The organism is Colwellia sp. MB3u-8 (assembly GCF_014076985.1).
Classification (GTDB): Bacteria; Pseudomonadota; Gammaproteobacteria; order Enterobacterales; family Alteromonadaceae; genus Cognaticolwellia.
The window spans coordinates 65,794-83,113 of the sequence record NZ_JACGVA010000067.1; the positions used below are offsets into that span (position 1 = coordinate 65,794).

Here is a 17,320-nt window from a genome sequence, read left to right on the forward strand (position 1 = left end):
ATACGGGGCTTTTTTATGTTCAGACGAAACTAAATACCTGAACTAAGTACCTGCATACAAATACGGGTTATTCGTGTTAGTCACAACCCAAGTAGCAACCTCCATAACGGCACAGGTTTATGATTTAATCCAACATTAAATCGACATTAAATCGACATTAAACATAGCGCCTATGGCAGACCCTATAGTCTTTGGCAATAAGTCTTTGGCCATTAGTGTTTGGCGATTTTTGATAGGTCACTCTTCAGTCTGTCAACGTGATGGAGCAAATATACATAACCCCGTTAATTTCATCTGAGACGACCACAATCAACAACCGTAATTAACGACCACAAAGCTGCATGTTAAGGCCTGACTCTAACAACCTATATTCATCTCATAACATACACCTCAAGGTAAAAAACCTATACACTATAATACGCTAATTAAAATTACCTCTGGAGAAGCCTTATGTGGCAACAAGTAGAGTTAACACTACCACCTTATCAACGTGGTTTTCACTTAATCACAACTGATATTGAGCAAGCACTCGCTGAGCTCTCCCCCGTGCGTTTTGGCTTGTTACATCTTTTCATCCAACATTCTTCAGCATCGTTAACCATTAATGAAAATGCTGACCCGACAGTGCGTGATGATATGGAACGACACTTTAATCACTTCGTTCCAGAAAATGCCTCTTATTATCGTCACACTTATGAAGGCCCCGATGATATGCCGGCCCACATTAAGGCAAGTACGTTAGGCAGTAGTGTCAGTATTCCTTTAAAAAATGGTCAAATGAACTTAGGACTTTGGCAAGGAATTTATCTAGGCGAGCACCGTGTTCATAGCAGTGCCAGAACCCTAATACTGACCGTTAGTGGCGAGTAATATATCGCTATATTACTCATCTAAACACTCGATTTTTGTTATTAAAAATTTAAAATATGGCAATTTATCTGCTATCGAAGCACAGTTTTATAAGTGCTTTGCCATGCCTATTTGAACGATTGAACTTAAAAATACCCTTTGGTACAATATAGATATTCAAACAAAGTGAACGGATATTGTTGTGGTCAGTGGTCGCAAACGCAAATTTAATGAGCAAACTGCATTACAAGCAGCAATGGAAGTATTTTGGGCGAAAGGTTTTGTCGGCGCTTCTTTAGCTGATTTAACAAAGAGTATGAATATTAACAAACCTAGCATGTATAGCGCGTTTGGTAATAAAGAAAGCTTATTTATTAAAGCGACTCAACACTATATAGAAAATAATATGAAAGCCCACCTTGGCGCTTTATCTGCCGTAAACATACCATTAAAAACGCGTTTAAAAAACTATATGATGTCAATCCTGGCTATGCAGTGCAGCACTGAGCAACCCAAAGGTTGTTATCTGGTACTGTGTCAATCAGAAGTCGCTGGTGGTGATATTCCAGCAGAAGCGGCAAAGTTACTTATTGACATAGAAGCTGCGCCCAAAGCTTTATTGGCTGAGTTATTTTCCACTGATGAGGAAGCCATATCCTTAGGCTTAAATGAAAATTCAGCGGGTAACGCCTTAAGCTTATACACGGCACTAAAAGGCACCGCGTCGATGGCGCGCTCAAAAATACCGCCAACAGAACTTGAATTTGTTATTGATACTATCTTGACTGGCGTATTTAGTACCGGTAAAAACCATACTGTGCCAAGCCCAAAATTACCCTAGTCTTCTCTACTAGCTACCTCAAGTTTACTGCTGAAATTAGATGGCCCTATAGCCATTGATACCCATTATCGTGAGCTCAACTTAGCGCTACAACAGCCTGCGCTTTATTTCCTTGCTCAACCTTAATGACTCTTAATCAACCTCAGTAACTCTTAATCTACTTTACTTGCTAATCACCAAGGCAATGTCAAATGCCATAAGAAAACGTAACCAATTGATTTAATGAATTAATAAATACTACACCCAACAAAGCCCTAGTAAAATAAATTATTTATATCGCTGGCTGTTGACTTAACAGTACCGACCGGTACAATATCAGATAATTACTTACCGACCGGTATGTTAAATATATTATTAGCTGGTTGGTCAATTTTTTAAGCATTAAATAACAATAAGCTTGTTGCAACAGCAATCTGTTGTTACAAGCTATTTTATAAAGGAACTTTGATATGACAACATTAACTATACATACTATCGAATCAGCACCACAAGAAAGTAAAGCACTATTAGAAAAATCAGTTAGTGCATACGGTATGTTACCTAACTTGCACGGCGTGTTAGCTTCATCACCCGGTTTATTAAGCGTATACCAAACATTACATGAGCTTTTTGTTAACTCTTCATTTGACGCAGAAGAACTCACCGTAGTGTGGCAAGGCATCAATGTTGAGCACGGCTGTACATACTGTGTACCCGCTCATACCGGCATTGCACACTCAATGAAAGTAGACCCTGATTTAACGCAAGCATTGCGAGATCAACAAGCAATGCCTACGGCTAAACTGCAAGCTTTACTTGATATGACCTTAATTATTGTTCGTAATCGAGGCAATGTTACTCATGAAGAATTAGCGGCATTCTATGCTGCTGGTTACGGTGAGCAACAGTTGTTGGAGATCATTTTAGGTTTATCACAAAAAGTGATCAGCAATTATACCAATCATATTGCCGAAACACCTGTTGATGACGCATTCAAGCCATTCGCTTGGAAAAAAACAGCCAAGTAACGGGCGTTTTTATCTAGTGACTAAACCATCTACATGGCTTTAGTCGCTATTTTCTGTGCTAACAACAAAAGGTAAAGTGCACGATTGATAACCGCGCTATTATAAAATGCAATCTAGAACGGCTCTACTGTCCTAGCCTAGCCACTTTTTATAGCTTTTTATAACTTTTTAAGAGTGAATGTTTATGGTTACTTGGCGAGCTGAATATGCACGCGACGGGTAATATTACACAAAAGTTCGTAAGGAATAGTTGTAGCAAATTCAGCCACTTCTTCAACCGCTAAACCTTTGCCCCATAACGTGGCAATATCGCCAACGCTATCTTGGCTTTGAGCGCCTAAATCTACCGTGATCATATCCATAGTTACCCGGCCAATAAGCGGCACACGTCGACCATTAATTAAAACCGGTGTACCGTTAGGGGCATGGCGAGGATAACCATCACCATAGCCAATAGCAACTACACCTATAATAGTGCTACTTTCACTCACCCAAGCACCACCATAGCCAACCGCAGATCCTGCAGCGATTTCACGTACAGATATCAAACTTGATTGCAAAGTCATAACGGGTGCAATACCGTCTATGTAGCTATCTGCTGCTAGTGGTGAAACACCATAAAGTAATAGGCCAGGTCTAATCCATTGATAATGGCTGTCTGGCCAAAGTAAAACGCCAGCAGAGTTAGCTAGGCTTTTTTCGAGGGGTAAATCAGCGCTAAGTTGATCAAATAAGGCGATTTGTTTCGCTGTAGCTGAGTTTTTTTTATCATCCGCACAACCTAAGTGACTCATCAGCACTATGGGTTGCTGGACATTTTTTGATTGACTTAACGCTTGATAAAAATGTGCTAGTTGCTCGGGATTAATACCCAACCTATGCATGCCAGTATCGATTTTCAGCCAAACTTTTAGCGGAGCAGCCAGCTTAGCATCCAAAATAGCCGCTAGCTGTTGCTCGTTATGCACTATGGTTTGTAAGTTACTCGCCGCCAGTATATCAATATCTTCTTTAGCAAAAAAACCTTCAAGCAATACAATAGGTTTTACAATGCCAGCGGCTCTAAGTGCCAGCGCTTCATCAATACGCGCGACACCAAAAGCATCGGCATTGGGCAGTGCTTTAGCAATCAGCTCTAAACCATGACCATAGCTATTCGCTTTAAGTACCGCTAAAATTTTAGCCTTAGGTGATAATGACTGAATAAGCTGGTAATTATCACTTAGGGCATCTAAATCAATAATCGCCGTGGCTGTGTGCAATGTCATGGGCGCTTAATCTTCGCCTAATACGTGCGGGCCAGCATAATTATCAAAACGGGAAAATTGCCCTTGGAAAGTTAAAGGTACTCGACCAATAGGACCATTACGCTGCTTACCAATAATAATTTCAGCCATACCTTTGTATTCAGAATCATCGTGATAAACCTCATCACGATAAATAAACATGATTAAGTCGGCATCTTGCTCAATTGAACCTGATTCACGTAAATCTGAGTTTATTGGTCGTTTATCAGAACGCTGCTCCAAACCACGGTTAAGTTGAGATAACGCCACAACGGGCACTTCTAATTCTTTTGCCAAGGCTTTTAATGAACGAGATATTTCAGCAATTTCCAAGGTTCTGTTATCGGAAAATTGTGGCGCACGCATCAATTGCAGGTAATCGATCATGATCATACTAATACCGCCATGATCTCGGGCAATACGTCGTGCTCGCGAACGCACGTCTGTCGGTGTTAGGCCCGCCGCATCATCAATAAACATTTTGCCTTTTTCAATTAACAAGCCCATGGTTGATGATAACCGCGCCCAATCTTCATCTTCTAATTGGCCGGTACGAATTTTAGTTTGGTCAATACGACCAAGCGAAGCCAGCATACGCATCATAAGTTGCTCTGACGGCATTTCTAAGCTGAAGATTAACGCGGGTTTATCTTCAGTCATGGCAGCATGTTCGGCCAAATTCATGGCAAAAGTCGTTTTACCCATAGACGGACGGCCAGCAACAATGATGAGGTCAGATTTTTGAAAACCTGCGGTCATTTTATCTAAATCAGTAAAGCCACTTGAAACACCAGTAACACCATTAGTCGGTGATGCACAAAGTTTCTCAATACGATCAACCGTTTTTTCTAATACTGAATTAATATTTTCTGGGCCTTCCGACTTATTAGCACGTTGCTCGGCAATCGCAAAAACCTTAGTTTCGGCAAAATCGAGTAAATCGGCACTACTTCGCCCTTGTGGATCATAACCCGCTTCTGCAATTTCATTGGCCACACTGATCATTTCACGCGTTACTGCACGTTCACGCACAATAGTCGCATAGGCGGTAATATTGGCAGCACTTGGGGTGTTTTTCATCATTTCAGCGAGATAAACAAAACCACCAACATCATCCAGTTTTTGATCGTTTTCAAGCGCTTCAGATAAGGTGATCAAATCGACCGGCTCACCTAATTCAATTAGCCGACCAATAGTCTCAAAGGTAATACGATGTGATCTACTATAGAAATCTTGTGCAACAACTCGTTCACTTACGCGGTCCCAAGTTTCGTTATCTAACAATAAACCACCTAGCACTGATTGCTCTGCCTCTAAAGAATGCGGCGGAACTTTTAACTCATCAATTTGTTTGTCTCGAGGAAACTGATTGTTTTTACTAAACTTGGTTGGCTTGCGATCGGCCATATCACACCTTAAATGCTTGGCGATAATCTCTGCTTATTGGCGAGCATGTTGGCGCAATAAACTTTATAAAATTATTCGAAAATAAAGAGAGCAAATATAGCAGAAATTCCCCGTAAGCAAAATGATATTAACAAGAAATATTTTACTATTTTAGACACCAAAAAGGATTGAATTTACTTGTTATAACGTCAACAAATAAAGCACGACTAAGCGTATTTAAGGCACTATTTAAAAGCGTCGAGATCTAGGCGTATTTATATTTTCTAGGGTATTTAGCAAGGCTAGTATATGGCCATTGAATGAATCACTTGAATTGACCATGATGAGTCACTTAAAGCGCTCTTGCCAGTTAAGAAAAGTAAAAAGGTTTATGTTAAGCAAGGTTAAGAGAAAAAATGTTAAGTTAACATGGCACGCGAGCTTAAATTTTGACAAAAAAAAAGCACCTAAAGGTGCTTTTTTCTACTGGTATATTAGCAGAATTACTTCTTGCTAAGAGCACCAAAACGCTTGTTGAATTTATCAACACGACCACCGGTCTCAGCAGATTTTTGCTTGCCAGTATAGAATGGGTGACATTCTGAACACACGTCAAGATGTATGTCTTTAGTTACAGTTGAACGAGTTGTAATAATGTTACCACAAGAACAAGTTGCCTTGAACTCTGTATAATTTGGATGGATACCGTCTTTCATGGGAAACCTCTGTTAAGGCCGCATCGCCACTCGGTCAGTCATTATTGCTGCCAAGCACCATACGAGTTAAAAATAATGGAGGCGAATGTTATAGTATCGCTCTTCCTATGGCAATGAAAATTGCTAAAAAATTGAGCAATAAATTGCTTAATTTCATGAAAATCCCCCTAGTCTAATTTTCGAGCTTGGCATTGCGTCATTAAGCAGTAGAATATGCATAACATTTTATTTCTATATGACAGTATTTTTGGCAATAACTTCAACAGATATATACCTGCAAGTTGCAATACCCGTTCCTATGCGCCAGTTGTTTACTTACAAACTACCGGCGGAACTCAACACTAACGCCGTACAGTTAGGTGAACGAGTTATTGTGCCTTTTGGCTCTCGCCAAGTGGTTGGTATTGTTTTGTCGATAGATGAAAGCACTGAATATGCGGCTAAAAAATTAAAGTCAGTGCTCAGTCGAGTTAATGACAACTTCAGTTTTTCACCCAAATTGCTGCATTTTATTCAACGCTGTAGCGATTACTACCATCATCCTATTGGTGATGTGTTCCAGCAAGCATTACCGGTTTTATTGCGACAAATAAAACAACCTGATGTTGAACTACCGCAAGTTTGGTTAACAAAAGCAGACTTAAGCGAAGAGGAGCAAACAACTACGGCCAAACGCTCCCCCAAACAGGCTGAGTTACTCACTATGCTCAAGCAGCATCAAGGCATGACCTGGTCAGAGTTATTAACCCTTGGTTTTAATAAAGCACAGCTTAATGCTCTGGAAAAAAAACAATTCATTTACAGCAAAACCCGCGCGGTCACGTTATTTAAATGGCAAGAGCAAGCCTTACAACAAGATAACCGGCTAGCATTATCAGCGGAACAAGCGATAATTGTTGCCACCGTGAAGGAGATGCAATCACAGTTTTCTTGTCATTTAGTCGATGGCATAACCGGTAGTGGTAAAACCGAGGTTTATTTGCAGGCCATGGAGCAAATATTGGCCCAAAATAAACAGGTGTTAGTTTTAGTACCTGAAATTGGCCTAACGCCGCAAACCTTAAGTCGCTTCGAACAACGCTTTAATGTGCCGATAAGCCTGCATCACTCAGGTTTGAACGACAAAGAACGTTTACAAACTTGGTTAGAAGCGCAGCGAGGAACAGCGGCTATTGTTATTGGTACCCGCTCGGCTATTTTCACTCCACTTAATGATTTAGGCATGATCATTGTTGATGAAGAACACGATGCCTCATTTAAACAGCAAGACAGCTTTCGCTATCATGCGCGCGATATTGCCATACTCAGAGCTAGGCAACTTAATATTCCCATTATACTCGGCACTGCCACACCCAGTTTTGAGTCACTGCAAAATGCCTTGAGCGGAAAATATCATTATCATCAATTACGCAAACGTGCCGGTAATGCCTCGACCGCAAAAATCAGCTTAATAGATGTAGCGCAACAACAAATGGAACATGGCCTTTCCGGCACCTTAAAACAAGCCATAAAAAATACCTTAGCCCGTGGTGAGCAAGCATTAATTTTTCTTAATCGTCGTGGTTATGCCCCCGCTATTAACTGCCAAGAATGCCATTGGATTGCTGATTGCCAACGCTGTAATAAGCCTTATACTTTGCATCAGGGCCAAGGGTTGCTGATTTGCCATCACTGCGGCGGTCAAAAACGCATTCCACCACAATGCCCAAGTTGTGGCAGTGTTCGCATTAAACCCTTAGGACAAGGCACAGAGCAATTAGAAGAAAAAATCAGCGCCTTGTTTCCTGATTACTCTACCGTGCGCATTGACCGAGATAGCACGCGTAAAAAAGGTGCGTTAGCCAAGTTATTAACCGAGGTAAGTAATAAAGAACATCAACTGCTTATTGGCACACAAATGCTAGCAAAAGGCCATCACTTTCCTGATGTCACCTTAGTTGCTGTGCTTGATGTTGATGGTGCTTTATTTAGCTACGACTTTCGCGCGGCTGAACATATGGCACAACTTTTAGTACAAGTGTCAGGCCGAGCCGGTCGAGCAAGTAAGCCTGGTAAAGTGATGGTACAAAGTAAGTTTCCTGATCATCCATTACTACAAGATTTAGTACAAAATGGCTATCAACACTTTGCTAAACAAGCGCTTATTGAACGCCAACAAGCCTTATTGCCACCCTTTAGCTTTCAAGCATTGTTTAGAGCTGAAGCAAACTACCCTTCTTACCCCGAAAAATTTTTACGCACTATGACCCAAATACCCTTTGAAGGTTGCCAGTTTGCTGGGCCTGTGCCAGCAGCAATGGAGAAAAAGGCGGGTAAATTTAGATTTCACTTAATTTTGCAAGCCAAAACTCGAAAGCAGCTGCATCAAGCCGTATTTAAGCTAATTCACCATAGCGCCACAAATGAATGGCAATCAAAAGTTAAATGGTCAATTGATATCGACCCAGTAGACTTAAGCTGGTAATTGATGCGTCAAAAAGCACAGCCTACAAGCCTATTTCACCAGAAGTGAAGCAGGTGGACTGAAGAAAGCAAAAACACAGCAAAACCAAGCTTAAAGCTTTTTTAACTTACTGACAGCTGACAGCTAAAGACGTGTCTTAATCCCTATTCATGCTCCGACTAGGGTGAGTTTTATGCAATTAATGCACTCAATGGGTGATATTTCTTTAGTAGTTGGTTAGAATTGACGAAAGTTTTCTAGTATAAAGTTTTTCATGGCACATCAAGATTACGTTTCCCGCTCTCGAGTAAAAAATAAAAAACAAAGCCCATATAAAAAAAATGCTGAACCAGCTCAAGGTATCTCATTAAAAGTAAAATTAATTACCGCTTTTTTAGTGATCGCTTTGCCCAGTTTTGGCTACCTGCTGTGGAGCATTAAAGACAAACAACCTGCAGTCGTTGTTGCCCCTAAAGTCATCAAAGTAAAAAAGGCCGCAGAGGTCGCTGAATTACCTGAACTTCCGAAGGAAAAGTGGACCTACGTTGATGATCTAAAAAGTAAAAAAGTTGAAGTAGGTCAGTACGAAGTTAAGAACAAAGGCCCCTATAAAATGCAATGTGGCTCATTTAGAACCCGTAAACAAGCAGAGTCATTAAAAGCAAAAATAGCCTTCACAGGCCTAGAAGCACAAGTGGGTAAATCTGTCGGTAGCTCGTCAACTTGGTATAAAGTTTATTTAGGTCCTTACGATAAAAAGCGTAACGCAGAAAAAGATAAACATAAATTAAAAAACAACGCGATCCACGCTTGTCAAATTTGGGGTTGGGATTAACTTAAGGTGAGTGTTTTAGCAATGTATGTATTTATATATGTATTGCTTCAGGCCTTTTCCAGCGGATTTATTAAGGTATCTAGATTAGTATTAAACCGTCAGTTTCAAGGCATAACTTGGCGGGTCAACTAGCCCCCTTTTAAAGCGAAAAATACTATCTTTGTATTCAAAAACTGGCTCAATGCTTGCCGTTGATCGGTATTAATACCGATAAACGGCAACAATAAAATACCGACAGCCGATCATATCAATAGTCACTTAATTTAATAGCTAAGCGCTAAAATTCAACCTACAGCCAACTTAAAACTGAACGATATTGTTTTTAACAGACAAAGGCAAACGTAAAACTTAAAACTTATTAAAGTTGTCTGTTTACTATTATTCATCACCGCTCCCTTGAAAAAGCTTAAGCCACCCCTTATCTAATCTACATTAGACAAGCCGACTATCTCAGTTGGCAATATGGAAGAGGTTAATTGTGACTACTATTGTTTCTGTCCGACGTAATGGCAAAGTGGCCATTGGTGGTGATGGTCAAGTTTCCCTTGGCAACACTGTAATGAAAGGTAATGCACGCAAAGTGCGCCGTTTATATAATGGCAAAGTACTTGCAGGTTTTGCTGGCGGTACAGCTGATGCATTTACCCTATTTGAACGTTTTGAAAGCAAGCTAGAAATGCATCAAGGTCATTTAACTAAAGCGGCCGTTGAACTAGCAAAAGATTGGCGCACTGATCGTGCGCTGCGCAAACTAGAAGCTTTATTAGCGGTTGCCGATGAAACAGCCTCACTCATCATTACCGGTAATGGTGATGTTATCCAAGCAGAAAACGATCTTATTGCTATTGGTAGTGGTGGAAATTTTGCCCAATCAGCGGCCACAGCATTACTTGAAAACACCGACCTTTCTGCCAAAGAAATCGTTGAAAAATCATTAAAAATTGCTGGTGACATTTGTGTGTTTACCAATCAACAACATGTGATTGATGAACTATAACCGCCAATTTGTAAGGAATTAATATGTCGAATATGACACCACGTGAGATAGTTCACGAACTCGATAACCACATTGTTGGTCAAAGCGATGCTAAACGAGCGGTTGCAATAGCGCTGAGAAACCGCTGGCGTAGAATGCAACTGAACGAAGAGTTGCGCGATGAAGTTACCCCTAAAAATATTCTGATGATTGGCCCCACAGGTGTCGGTAAAACAGAAATAGCTCGACGCTTAGCGAAACTAGCCAATGCACCCTTTATTAAAGTGGAAGCAACTAAGTTTACCGAAGTCGGTTATGTCGGTAAAGAAGTCGAAACTATTATTCGTGATCTTGCTGATATGGCCATTAAGATGACCAAAGAGCGGGAAATGGCACGTGTAAAACACTTAGCCGAAGAAGCTGCTGAAGAACGTATTTTAGATATATTACTGCCGCCAGCTCGCGACGGTTCAGGCAACGACGAGCAACCAGAAAACAGTCCAACTCGTCAAGCCTTTCGTAAAAAATTACGCGAAGGTCAACTCGATGATAAAGAAATTGAACTCGACTTAGCCGCGCCGCAAGTTGGCGTTGAAATTATGGCACCTCCTGGCATGGAAGACATGACTTCACAATTACAAAACATGTTCCAAAACATGTCGAGTGATAAAACCAACAAACGTAAACTGAAAATTAAAGATGCTTTCAAAGCCTTGCAAGAAGAAGAAGCGGCGAAAATAGTTAATCAAGACGACATCAAAGAAAAAGCAATATACGCGGTTGAACAAAACGGTATTGTCTTTATTGATGAAATAGACAAAATTTGCAAGCGCGGTGAAAGCTCAGGCCCTGACGTATCAAGAGAAGGTGTACAACGAGACTTGTTACCCTTAATTGAAGGTTCTACCGTTAGCACTAAACACGGTATGGTTAAAACTGACCATATCTTATTTATTGCTTCTGGCGCTTTTCAAATGTCAAAGCCCTCTGATTTAATTCCAGAATTACAAGGTCGACTACCGATCCGTGTTGAATTAAAACCGCTCACCGCTGAAGACTTTGTGCGCATACTCACTGAGCCTAATGCCTCTTTAACAGAGCAATATATTGCGTTATTAGCGACTGAAGGCGTGCATATTTCATTTAGTGAAGATGGCATTAAAGCGGTTGCTAATGCCGCGTGGCAAGTGAACGAAAGTACTGAAAATATTGGTGCACGGCGTTTACATACCATGATGGAACGCTTAATCGAAGAGCTTTCGTTTACCGCCAATGATCGTGCTGGAGAAAGCATTCTCATCGATGCTGAATTTGTTGCTAATATTTTATCTGATCTGATTAAAGATGAAGATCTAAGTCGCTTTATTTTATAATAGATAAAATACGGTTAGGAGTAATACATGAGTAAAATTAAGCGCTTTGTGATCAATAATGCTACAGCGAGTTTATCGGTTTCTTTTGGTAGGACTGAGCTTGAAGATATTGAACAACAAAACAGCGAAGCGATTGATTTAACCTTCGAATATTTACGGGTATTTGCTCCAACCACAGACAAAGGTCAAGCTGCAGGTTCAGCGCCAAAGGTTTATCATAAAAAGCAGGTACGTCTGCTAAAAATTGAATCGGTGGGCAAACATGGCTATCGATTTATTTTTGATGATGAACATAGCAGTATTTATAATAGTGATTACTTAAAAACACTCGGCGCGGAATATCAACAGCGTTGGCAAAATTACCTACAAAGTACAGGCTCAACGGTAAATAGCCGAGAAGCATCGATAGAAATTAAAGAAGTTAAGTAATAACCCTTAGGCACTGTAATACCGGCCAGCACAGTAAAGCGTCACTGATTTTAAATTTAAAAATTTTAACTGAAATCTTTTACGCTTTAGCTACTGAGTAAACGCTCCTTGCCTTATCGCCTTATTAAGGCAATAACCTTACTGATCCCCCCCTTAAACAGCATCACTAGCGATATAACCTAATAGCTACAATGGTGAGTAAATTTCTCCTCGTTTTGCTAAAGCCATTTACCAAGACCGATTTACTCAGATTTGACAATAATCCACCTATTTTCAGCGCTATGAGAGTTTCTGGAGAAAAATCAAGCACGAGCTGCCGACGCCCAACAAGCATGAATATAACGCTTATTAAAAGCTAATAACGATGATTAAGTCAGACTTTTTATTTATGCTTTCGCTAGGTTTATTTAGCATCTATAGCGGCTTAGCGGTTGTGCCTGTGTATTCAACCGTTATACTAGTTAATAAGAAACGCGACCTAGGAAAAAATTACTATGGAATACAACACCTCAGAGCTGTGTGATATATACACTGATTTAATCGATGTACTTGAACCCTTATTTAGTAATTATGGTGGCAGAAGTTCTTTTGGCGGTAAAGTTGTTACGGTAAAGTGCTTTGAGAATAATGGCTTAATTGCCGAGCTGGCTGACACTGACGGTACCGGCAAGGTCTTGGTTATTGACGGCGGTGGCTCAACACGTCGCGCACTGATTAATATTAGTATTGCTGAACAAGCAGCAAAAAATAATTGGGAAGGCATTATTTGTTTTGGTAGCGTACGAGACGTTGACGCCTTAGAAGATATTGATATTGGCATACAAGGTTTATTGTCGATCCCCGTTGGTGCTAGCACCAGCAAGATTGGCGAAAGCGACTTGGCAATAAACTTTGCCGGCGTAACCTTTTTACCTGATGATCATATTTATGCCGATAATACCGGTGTTATTTTATCGCCTGACCCCTTAGATATTGACTAGTTAAGCCTAGTTTGAATGTGTCAATACTGTTCATAATGCGTCTTGCCATACTTAAACTGTATGGCAAGACTTGCTGGTTTATCTTTGCTATAGCGCTGGCTTTGAGCAAACGCCTTGTCTGTCGTCATCAAGGTGTTGTCGATTACGACTATATTAATATGCCAGTTACATCGACTAAGTAAGGCTGGGCAATCACTAGCTGTTCTAATTAGCCATGCCACTTCAAGTTAACTCACCTTAGGCTAAATCACTATTTCCCCAGCCTTCATTAGATGAGTCAGCGGATTCACACCAAATTGATAACATAATTCAGCCGGCTGATTAATATCCCAACAAGCAATATCCGCATCATAACCCACGGCTAACTGCCCTTTACTGCTCGACAACCCTAGCGCTTTAGCGCCGTGACAGGTCACTCCCGCAAGAACTTCAACCGGCGTTAACCTAAAAAATGTACAAGCCATATTGAGCATTAGCTGCAGTGAGTTAATCGGTGACGAACCTGGATTTACATCGGTAGCAATAGCCATACTCACGCCGTGTTTACGCAATAGCTCAATCGGCGGTAACTGGGTTTCACGTAAGAAGTAAAATGCACCCGGCAATAATACCGCGGTCATATCGGCCACTTTCATTGCCGCGATACCTGCCTCGTCTAAAAATTCAATATGATCAGCAGATAGCGCTTGGTATTTTGCTGCTAACTTAGTGCCTCCAAGGTTAGATAGCTGTTCGGCATGCACTTTTATTGGTAAATTATGCGCCTTGGCTGCCGCAAACACTTTTTCGGTTTGCGCTAAATTAAAACCAATACCTTCACAAAATACATCAACTGCATCAGCAAGTTTATTTTTTGCCATGTGCGGTATCATCTCTTTACAGACCAAATCAATATACTCATCCGCACGACCTTGATACTCAACAGGTAGCGCATGCGCGCCTAAAAATGTTCTTTGTACTGTTACCGGTAATGTTTGCCCTAATTTAGTAGCGACATTGAGCATTTTAATTTCAGTATCCGTGTCTAAACCATAACCCGATTTAATTTCGATGCTGGTAACACCTTCTTGATGTAAAACCGTTAAACGTTTTAATGCACGGTTAAATAACTCATCTTCGCTAGCAGCACGGGTTGCTTTAACCGTTGAAATAATACCACCGCCAGCCTTGGCAATTTCTTCATACCCCTTACCTTCAAGACGCATTTCAAATTCATTCGCGCGGTTGCCGCCATAAACAATATGGCTATGACAATCGATAAAGCCTGGCGTTAACCAAGCCCCCTTGCCGTCAATTACCTTTACCCTAGCCGTATCAAAGTCAGGCAGTTCAGCGGTTGTGCCCAGCCAAGCAATTTTTCCATTCGCAATCGCTATAGCGCCATTTTCAATCGTGGCGTAAGTTTTTGCTCCATCGGTCATAGTGGCTAAATTGACATGAGTCCAAAGGGTTTGCCAGTGTTGTGTTTTCGTCGACATAAAAATTCCAAATTGCTTATTTACCGCTAACCTTAATGCTACTTTTAGGTTACTTTTCAAAGTGCCATGACTTATGGCATATCAATATGACCCAACAAAACTTAGGGTTTATTTATAACTTCACTTTAACTGATAGCAAATTAACAAGCAAGCTTGTATATACAACTCTTGACCTTGCCGAGAAAAAATGAGATTGTATATACAAGTTAGAGTTTACTCTGCACATTATCCCGTATTAGGTATGACAATGACACAAGTAAAAACCGCAAAGTACCGTGTTATCAAACAGCACATCTGTGAAAAAATAGAATCTGGCCAGTGGCTTGAACACAGTAAAGTCCCATCAGAAAATGAGCTTACCGAGCAGTTTTCGGTCAGTAGAATGACCGCTCGCCGTGCTTTACAAGAGCTTACTGAGCAAGGTTTATTGGTGCGTTCTCAAGGCTCTGGTACTTTTGTCGCAAACTTTAAGTCACAGTCTTCATTACTAGAAATTCGCAATATAGCCGATGAAATACAAGAGCGTGGTCATCAATATCATGCTCAACAACTTATCTTAAAGGCCGTTAAAGTCAACGAAGAAGTGGCGATTTTATTAGCCCTTAAAGCCGGTGATATCGCCTATTACTCAAGCGTGCTGCATTTTGAAAATAATGCCCCCATACAATTAGAGCAACGCTTTGTTAATCCAAAATTAGTGGCTAATTATCTTGAACAAGACTTTACGCAAATTACGCCACATGCATATTTATCATCCGAAGCACCATTGACCGAAGCAACACATGAGGTGGAAGCCGTATTAGCCAGTGAAGATATTGGCCGTTTATTAGCAATTAGCCATATTACCCCATGTTTACAGGTTAAACGTCGCACCTGGTCAAGCCAAGGTGTGGTGAGTTTAGCCACTTTAACCTCACCAGGAAATAAATACCGCTTAGGCAGTCATTTAATTTTTTAATTTACGCATATTGAAGTGAGAAAAATTCTCATTTTAGCCAACAAGTTACATTTGTAGAGGTCCACCATGACAATAAATAATAGAATCGACACTAGCCGTAAAATTCGTGCCGCACGTGGCAGTAAAATCACCGCAAAAAGCTGGTTAACTGAAGCGGCAAAACGCATGCTAATGAATAATTTAGATGAAGAAGTTGCCGAACACCCACAGTCATTAGTGGTTTATGGTGGTATCGGCCGTGCTGCACGTAACTGGGCATGTTACGACAAAATTGTAGAAACATTGGATCGCCTAGAAGATGACGAAACCTTGATGGTGCAATCTGGTAAGCCAGTTGGCGTTTTTAAAACTCACGCCGATGCTCCACGGGTATTAATTGCTAACTCAAACTTAGTGCCGCACTGGGCAAACTGGGAGCATTTTAATGAGTTAGATAAACAAGGTTTAATGATGTACGGCCAAATGACCGCAGGTTCATGGATTTACATTGGCTCGCAAGGCATAGTGCAAGGCACTTATGAGACTTTTGTCGCCATGGCAAAACAGCACTTTGCTGGAAACGCTAAAGGTAAATGGGTACTTACCGGTGGTTTAGGTGGCATGGGTGGCGCTCAACCACTGGCAGCAACTATGGCGGGCTTTTCTGCATTAGTTGTTGAATGTGATGAGTCTCGTATCGATTTTCGCCTAAAGACCCGCTACGTCGATAAAAAAGCCACCTCGTTAGATGAAGCATTAGCGATGATCAATGATGCCACAGCAAAAGGCGAAGCGATCTCTGTGGGCTTATTAGGTAATACCGCTGATATTTTCCCTGAATTAGTACAACGTGGTGTTACCCCCGACATAGTAACGGACCAAACCTCAGCACATGATCCGCTCAACGGGTATTTACCCCAAGGCTGGAGCATGGCGCAAGCGGCAAAAATGCGGCTTGAAGACGAAGCTGGCGTTGTAAAAGCCGCTAAACATTCAATGGCTGTGCAAGTACAAGCCATGCTTGATTTACAAGCGGCTGGCGCTGCTACCACAGATTACGGTAACAACATTCGTCAAATGGCCCTGGAAGAAGGCGTTAAAAATGCCTTTAATTTTCCTGGCTTTGTCCCGGCTTATGTTAGGCCGCTATTTTGTGAAGGCATTGGACCCTTTCGCTGGGTAGCATTATCGGGTGATCCAGAAGATATCTATAAAACTGACGCCAAAGTAAAAGAGCTTATTCCAGACAATCCACACTTACATAACTGGTTAGATATGGCGCGTGAACGTATTGCTTTTCAAGGCTTACCTGCCCGTATTTGTTGGGCCGGTTTAAAAGACCGTGCTCGCTTAGCATTAGCCTTTAACGAAATGGTAAAAACTGGCGAATTATCAGCACCCGTTGTTATTGGCCGCGATCACTTAGACTCTGGCTCAGTTGCTTCACCAAATCGTGAAACTGAAAGCATGCTTGATGGCTCTGACGCCGTATCTGATTGGCCGCTACTTAATGCCTTGTTGTCAACTTCAGGCGGCGCTACTTGGGTTAGCCTACATCACGGTGGTGGCGTAGGCATGGGCTTTAGTCAGCATTCGGGTGTGGTTATTGTCGCTGATGGTACTGATGCCGCGGCAAAACGCATTAGCCGTGTATTATGGAACGACCCTGCTACCGGTGTTATGCGTCATGCCGATGCCGGTTACGACATTGCAATTGATTGTGCAAAAGAACAAGGCCTAGACCTGCCTATGATTGATGGTGCTAACGGCAAGGTTTAGTAACA

General features: G+C 41.3%; 15 protein-coding genes. 11 read left to right on the forward strand and 4 right to left on the reverse strand.

The window, feature by feature from the left end:
• The first annotated feature begins 450 nt into the window (after positions 1 to 450).
• From H4J54_RS12320 to H4J54_RS12330, 3 genes are all read left to right on the forward strand, one after another.
• Complete coding sequence (locus tag H4J54_RS12320; protein WP_182191165.1) at positions 451 to 870, forward strand: secondary thiamine-phosphate synthase enzyme YjbQ; 420 nt, start codon at positions 451 to 453, stop codon at positions 868 to 870.
• 181 nt (positions 871 to 1,051) lie between these two features.
• Positions 1,052 to 1,690, forward strand: a complete 639-nt coding sequence (locus H4J54_RS12325; protein WP_182191166.1) for a TetR/AcrR family transcriptional regulator — start codon at positions 1,052 to 1,054, stop codon at positions 1,688 to 1,690.
• A gap of 449 nt (positions 1,691 to 2,139) precedes the next feature.
• On the forward strand, positions 2,140 to 2,697 hold the full coding sequence (locus tag H4J54_RS12330; RefSeq protein WP_182191167.1) for a carboxymuconolactone decarboxylase family protein: 558 nt from the start codon (positions 2,140 to 2,142) through the stop codon (positions 2,695 to 2,697).
• Positions 2,698 to 2,885: 188 nt separating this feature from the next.
• On the opposite strand, the gene alr is transcribed toward H4J54_RS12330, so the two are convergent.
• The 3 genes from alr to rpmE all read right to left on the reverse strand — a co-directional run bounded on the left by alr (position 2,886) and on the right by rpmE (position 6,085).
• A complete protein-coding gene (alr, locus tag H4J54_RS12335; protein ID WP_182191195.1) occupies positions 2,886 to 3,959 on the reverse strand; it encodes an alanine racemase in 1,074 nt (357 codons plus the stop codon).
• A gap of 12 nt (positions 3,960 to 3,971) precedes the next feature.
• Positions 3,972 to 5,390 (reverse strand): replicative DNA helicase, encoded by a 1,419-nt coding sequence (dnaB, locus tag H4J54_RS12340; protein WP_182137457.1) that lies wholly within the window; start codon positions 5,388 to 5,390, stop codon positions 3,972 to 3,974.
• Between the two features lie 482 nt (positions 5,391 to 5,872).
• On the reverse strand, positions 5,873 to 6,085 hold the full coding sequence (rpmE, locus tag H4J54_RS12345) for a 50S ribosomal protein L31 (protein ID WP_182137458.1): 213 nt from the start codon (positions 6,083 to 6,085) through the stop codon (positions 5,873 to 5,875).
• Between the two features lie 247 nt (positions 6,086 to 6,332).
• Between rpmE and priA the strand changes: the two genes are divergently transcribed.
• The 6 genes from priA to rraA all read left to right on the forward strand — a co-directional run bounded on the left by priA (position 6,333) and on the right by rraA (position 13,121).
• Positions 6,333 to 8,549, forward strand: a complete 2,217-nt coding sequence (gene priA / locus H4J54_RS12350; protein ID WP_259366990.1) for a primosomal protein N' — start codon at positions 6,333 to 6,335, stop codon at positions 8,547 to 8,549.
• A 253-nt stretch (positions 8,550 to 8,802) separates the two neighbouring features.
• Entirely contained in the window at positions 8,803 to 9,363 is a 561-nt protein-coding gene (locus tag H4J54_RS12355) for an SPOR domain-containing protein (protein WP_182191169.1), read from the forward strand.
• A 478-nt stretch (positions 9,364 to 9,841) separates the two neighbouring features.
• Entirely contained in the window at positions 9,842 to 10,360 is a 519-nt protein-coding gene (hslV, locus tag H4J54_RS12360) for an ATP-dependent protease subunit HslV (protein ID WP_182191170.1), read from the forward strand.
• Positions 10,361 to 10,383: 23 nt separating this feature from the next.
• The gene (gene hslU, locus H4J54_RS12365; RefSeq protein WP_182191171.1) at positions 10,384 to 11,712 is read left to right on the forward strand and encodes an ATP-dependent protease ATPase subunit HslU; all 1,329 of its coding nucleotides are present in this window, start codon (positions 10,384 to 10,386) and stop codon (positions 11,710 to 11,712) included.
• Positions 11,713 to 11,739: 27 nt separating this feature from the next.
• Positions 11,740 to 12,141: a gamma-butyrobetaine hydroxylase-like domain-containing protein gene (locus H4J54_RS12370; protein WP_182191172.1), complete on the forward strand. Its 402-nt coding sequence runs from the start codon at positions 11,740 to 11,742 to the stop codon at positions 12,139 to 12,141.
• A gap of 494 nt (positions 12,142 to 12,635) precedes the next feature.
• Positions 12,636 to 13,121, forward strand: coding sequence for a ribonuclease E activity regulator RraA (gene rraA / locus H4J54_RS12375; RefSeq protein WP_182191173.1), 486 nt, complete (start codon positions 12,636 to 12,638; stop codon positions 13,119 to 13,121).
• A 242-nt stretch (positions 13,122 to 13,363) separates the two neighbouring features.
• On the opposite strand, the gene hutI is transcribed toward rraA, so the two are convergent.
• Complete coding sequence (gene hutI, locus H4J54_RS12380; RefSeq protein ID WP_182191174.1) at positions 13,364 to 14,599, reverse strand: imidazolonepropionase; 1,236 nt, start codon at positions 14,597 to 14,599, stop codon at positions 13,364 to 13,366.
• Between the two features lie 247 nt (positions 14,600 to 14,846).
• Between hutI and hutC the strand changes: the two genes are divergently transcribed.
• Both hutC and hutU read left to right on the forward strand, forming a co-directional pair.
• Positions 14,847 to 15,557, forward strand: coding sequence for a histidine utilization repressor (gene hutC, locus H4J54_RS12385; protein WP_182191175.1), 711 nt, complete (start codon positions 14,847 to 14,849; stop codon positions 15,555 to 15,557).
• Between the two features lie 66 nt (positions 15,558 to 15,623).
• Positions 15,624 to 17,315 carry a urocanate hydratase gene (hutU, locus tag H4J54_RS12390; RefSeq protein WP_182191176.1) on the forward strand — a complete coding sequence of 564 codons (1,692 nt, stop codon included), beginning with the start codon at positions 15,624 to 15,626 and terminating at the stop codon, positions 17,313 to 17,315.
• Positions 17,316 to 17,320 lie beyond the last annotated feature (5 nt).

What these genes read in the sequence shown, in the direction of transcription:
- H4J54_RS12320 (WP_182191165.1), top strand. Translation starts at nt 451, where the DNA reads ATGTGGCAACAAGTAGAGTTAACACTACCACCTTATCAACGTGGTTTT.
- H4J54_RS12330 (WP_182191167.1), top strand. Translation starts at nt 2,140, where the DNA reads ATGACAACATTAACTATACATACTATCGAATCAGCACCACAAGAAAGT.
- dnaB (WP_182137457.1), bottom strand. Translation starts at nt 5,390, where the DNA reads ATGGCCGATCGCAAGCCAACCAAGTTTAGTAAAAACAATCAGTTTCCT.
- rpmE (WP_182137458.1), bottom strand. Translation starts at nt 6,085, where the DNA reads ATGAAAGACGGTATCCATCCAAATTATACAGAGTTCAAGGCAACTTGT.
- H4J54_RS12355 (WP_182191169.1), top strand. Translation starts at nt 8,803, where the DNA reads ATGGCACATCAAGATTACGTTTCCCGCTCTCGAGTAAAAAATAAAAAA.
- hslU (WP_182191171.1), top strand. Translation starts at nt 10,384, where the DNA reads ATGTCGAATATGACACCACGTGAGATAGTTCACGAACTCGATAACCAC.
- H4J54_RS12370 (WP_182191172.1), top strand. Translation starts at nt 11,740, where the DNA reads ATGAGTAAAATTAAGCGCTTTGTGATCAATAATGCTACAGCGAGTTTA.
- rraA (WP_182191173.1), top strand. Translation starts at nt 12,636, where the DNA reads ATGGAATACAACACCTCAGAGCTGTGTGATATATACACTGATTTAATC.
- hutI (WP_182191174.1), bottom strand. Translation starts at nt 14,599, where the DNA reads ATGTCGACGAAAACACAACACTGGCAAACCCTTTGGACTCATGTCAAT.
- hutC (WP_182191175.1), top strand. Translation starts at nt 14,847, where the DNA reads ATGACACAAGTAAAAACCGCAAAGTACCGTGTTATCAAACAGCACATC.
- hutU (WP_182191176.1), top strand. Translation starts at nt 15,624, where the DNA reads ATGACAATAAATAATAGAATCGACACTAGCCGTAAAATTCGTGCCGCA.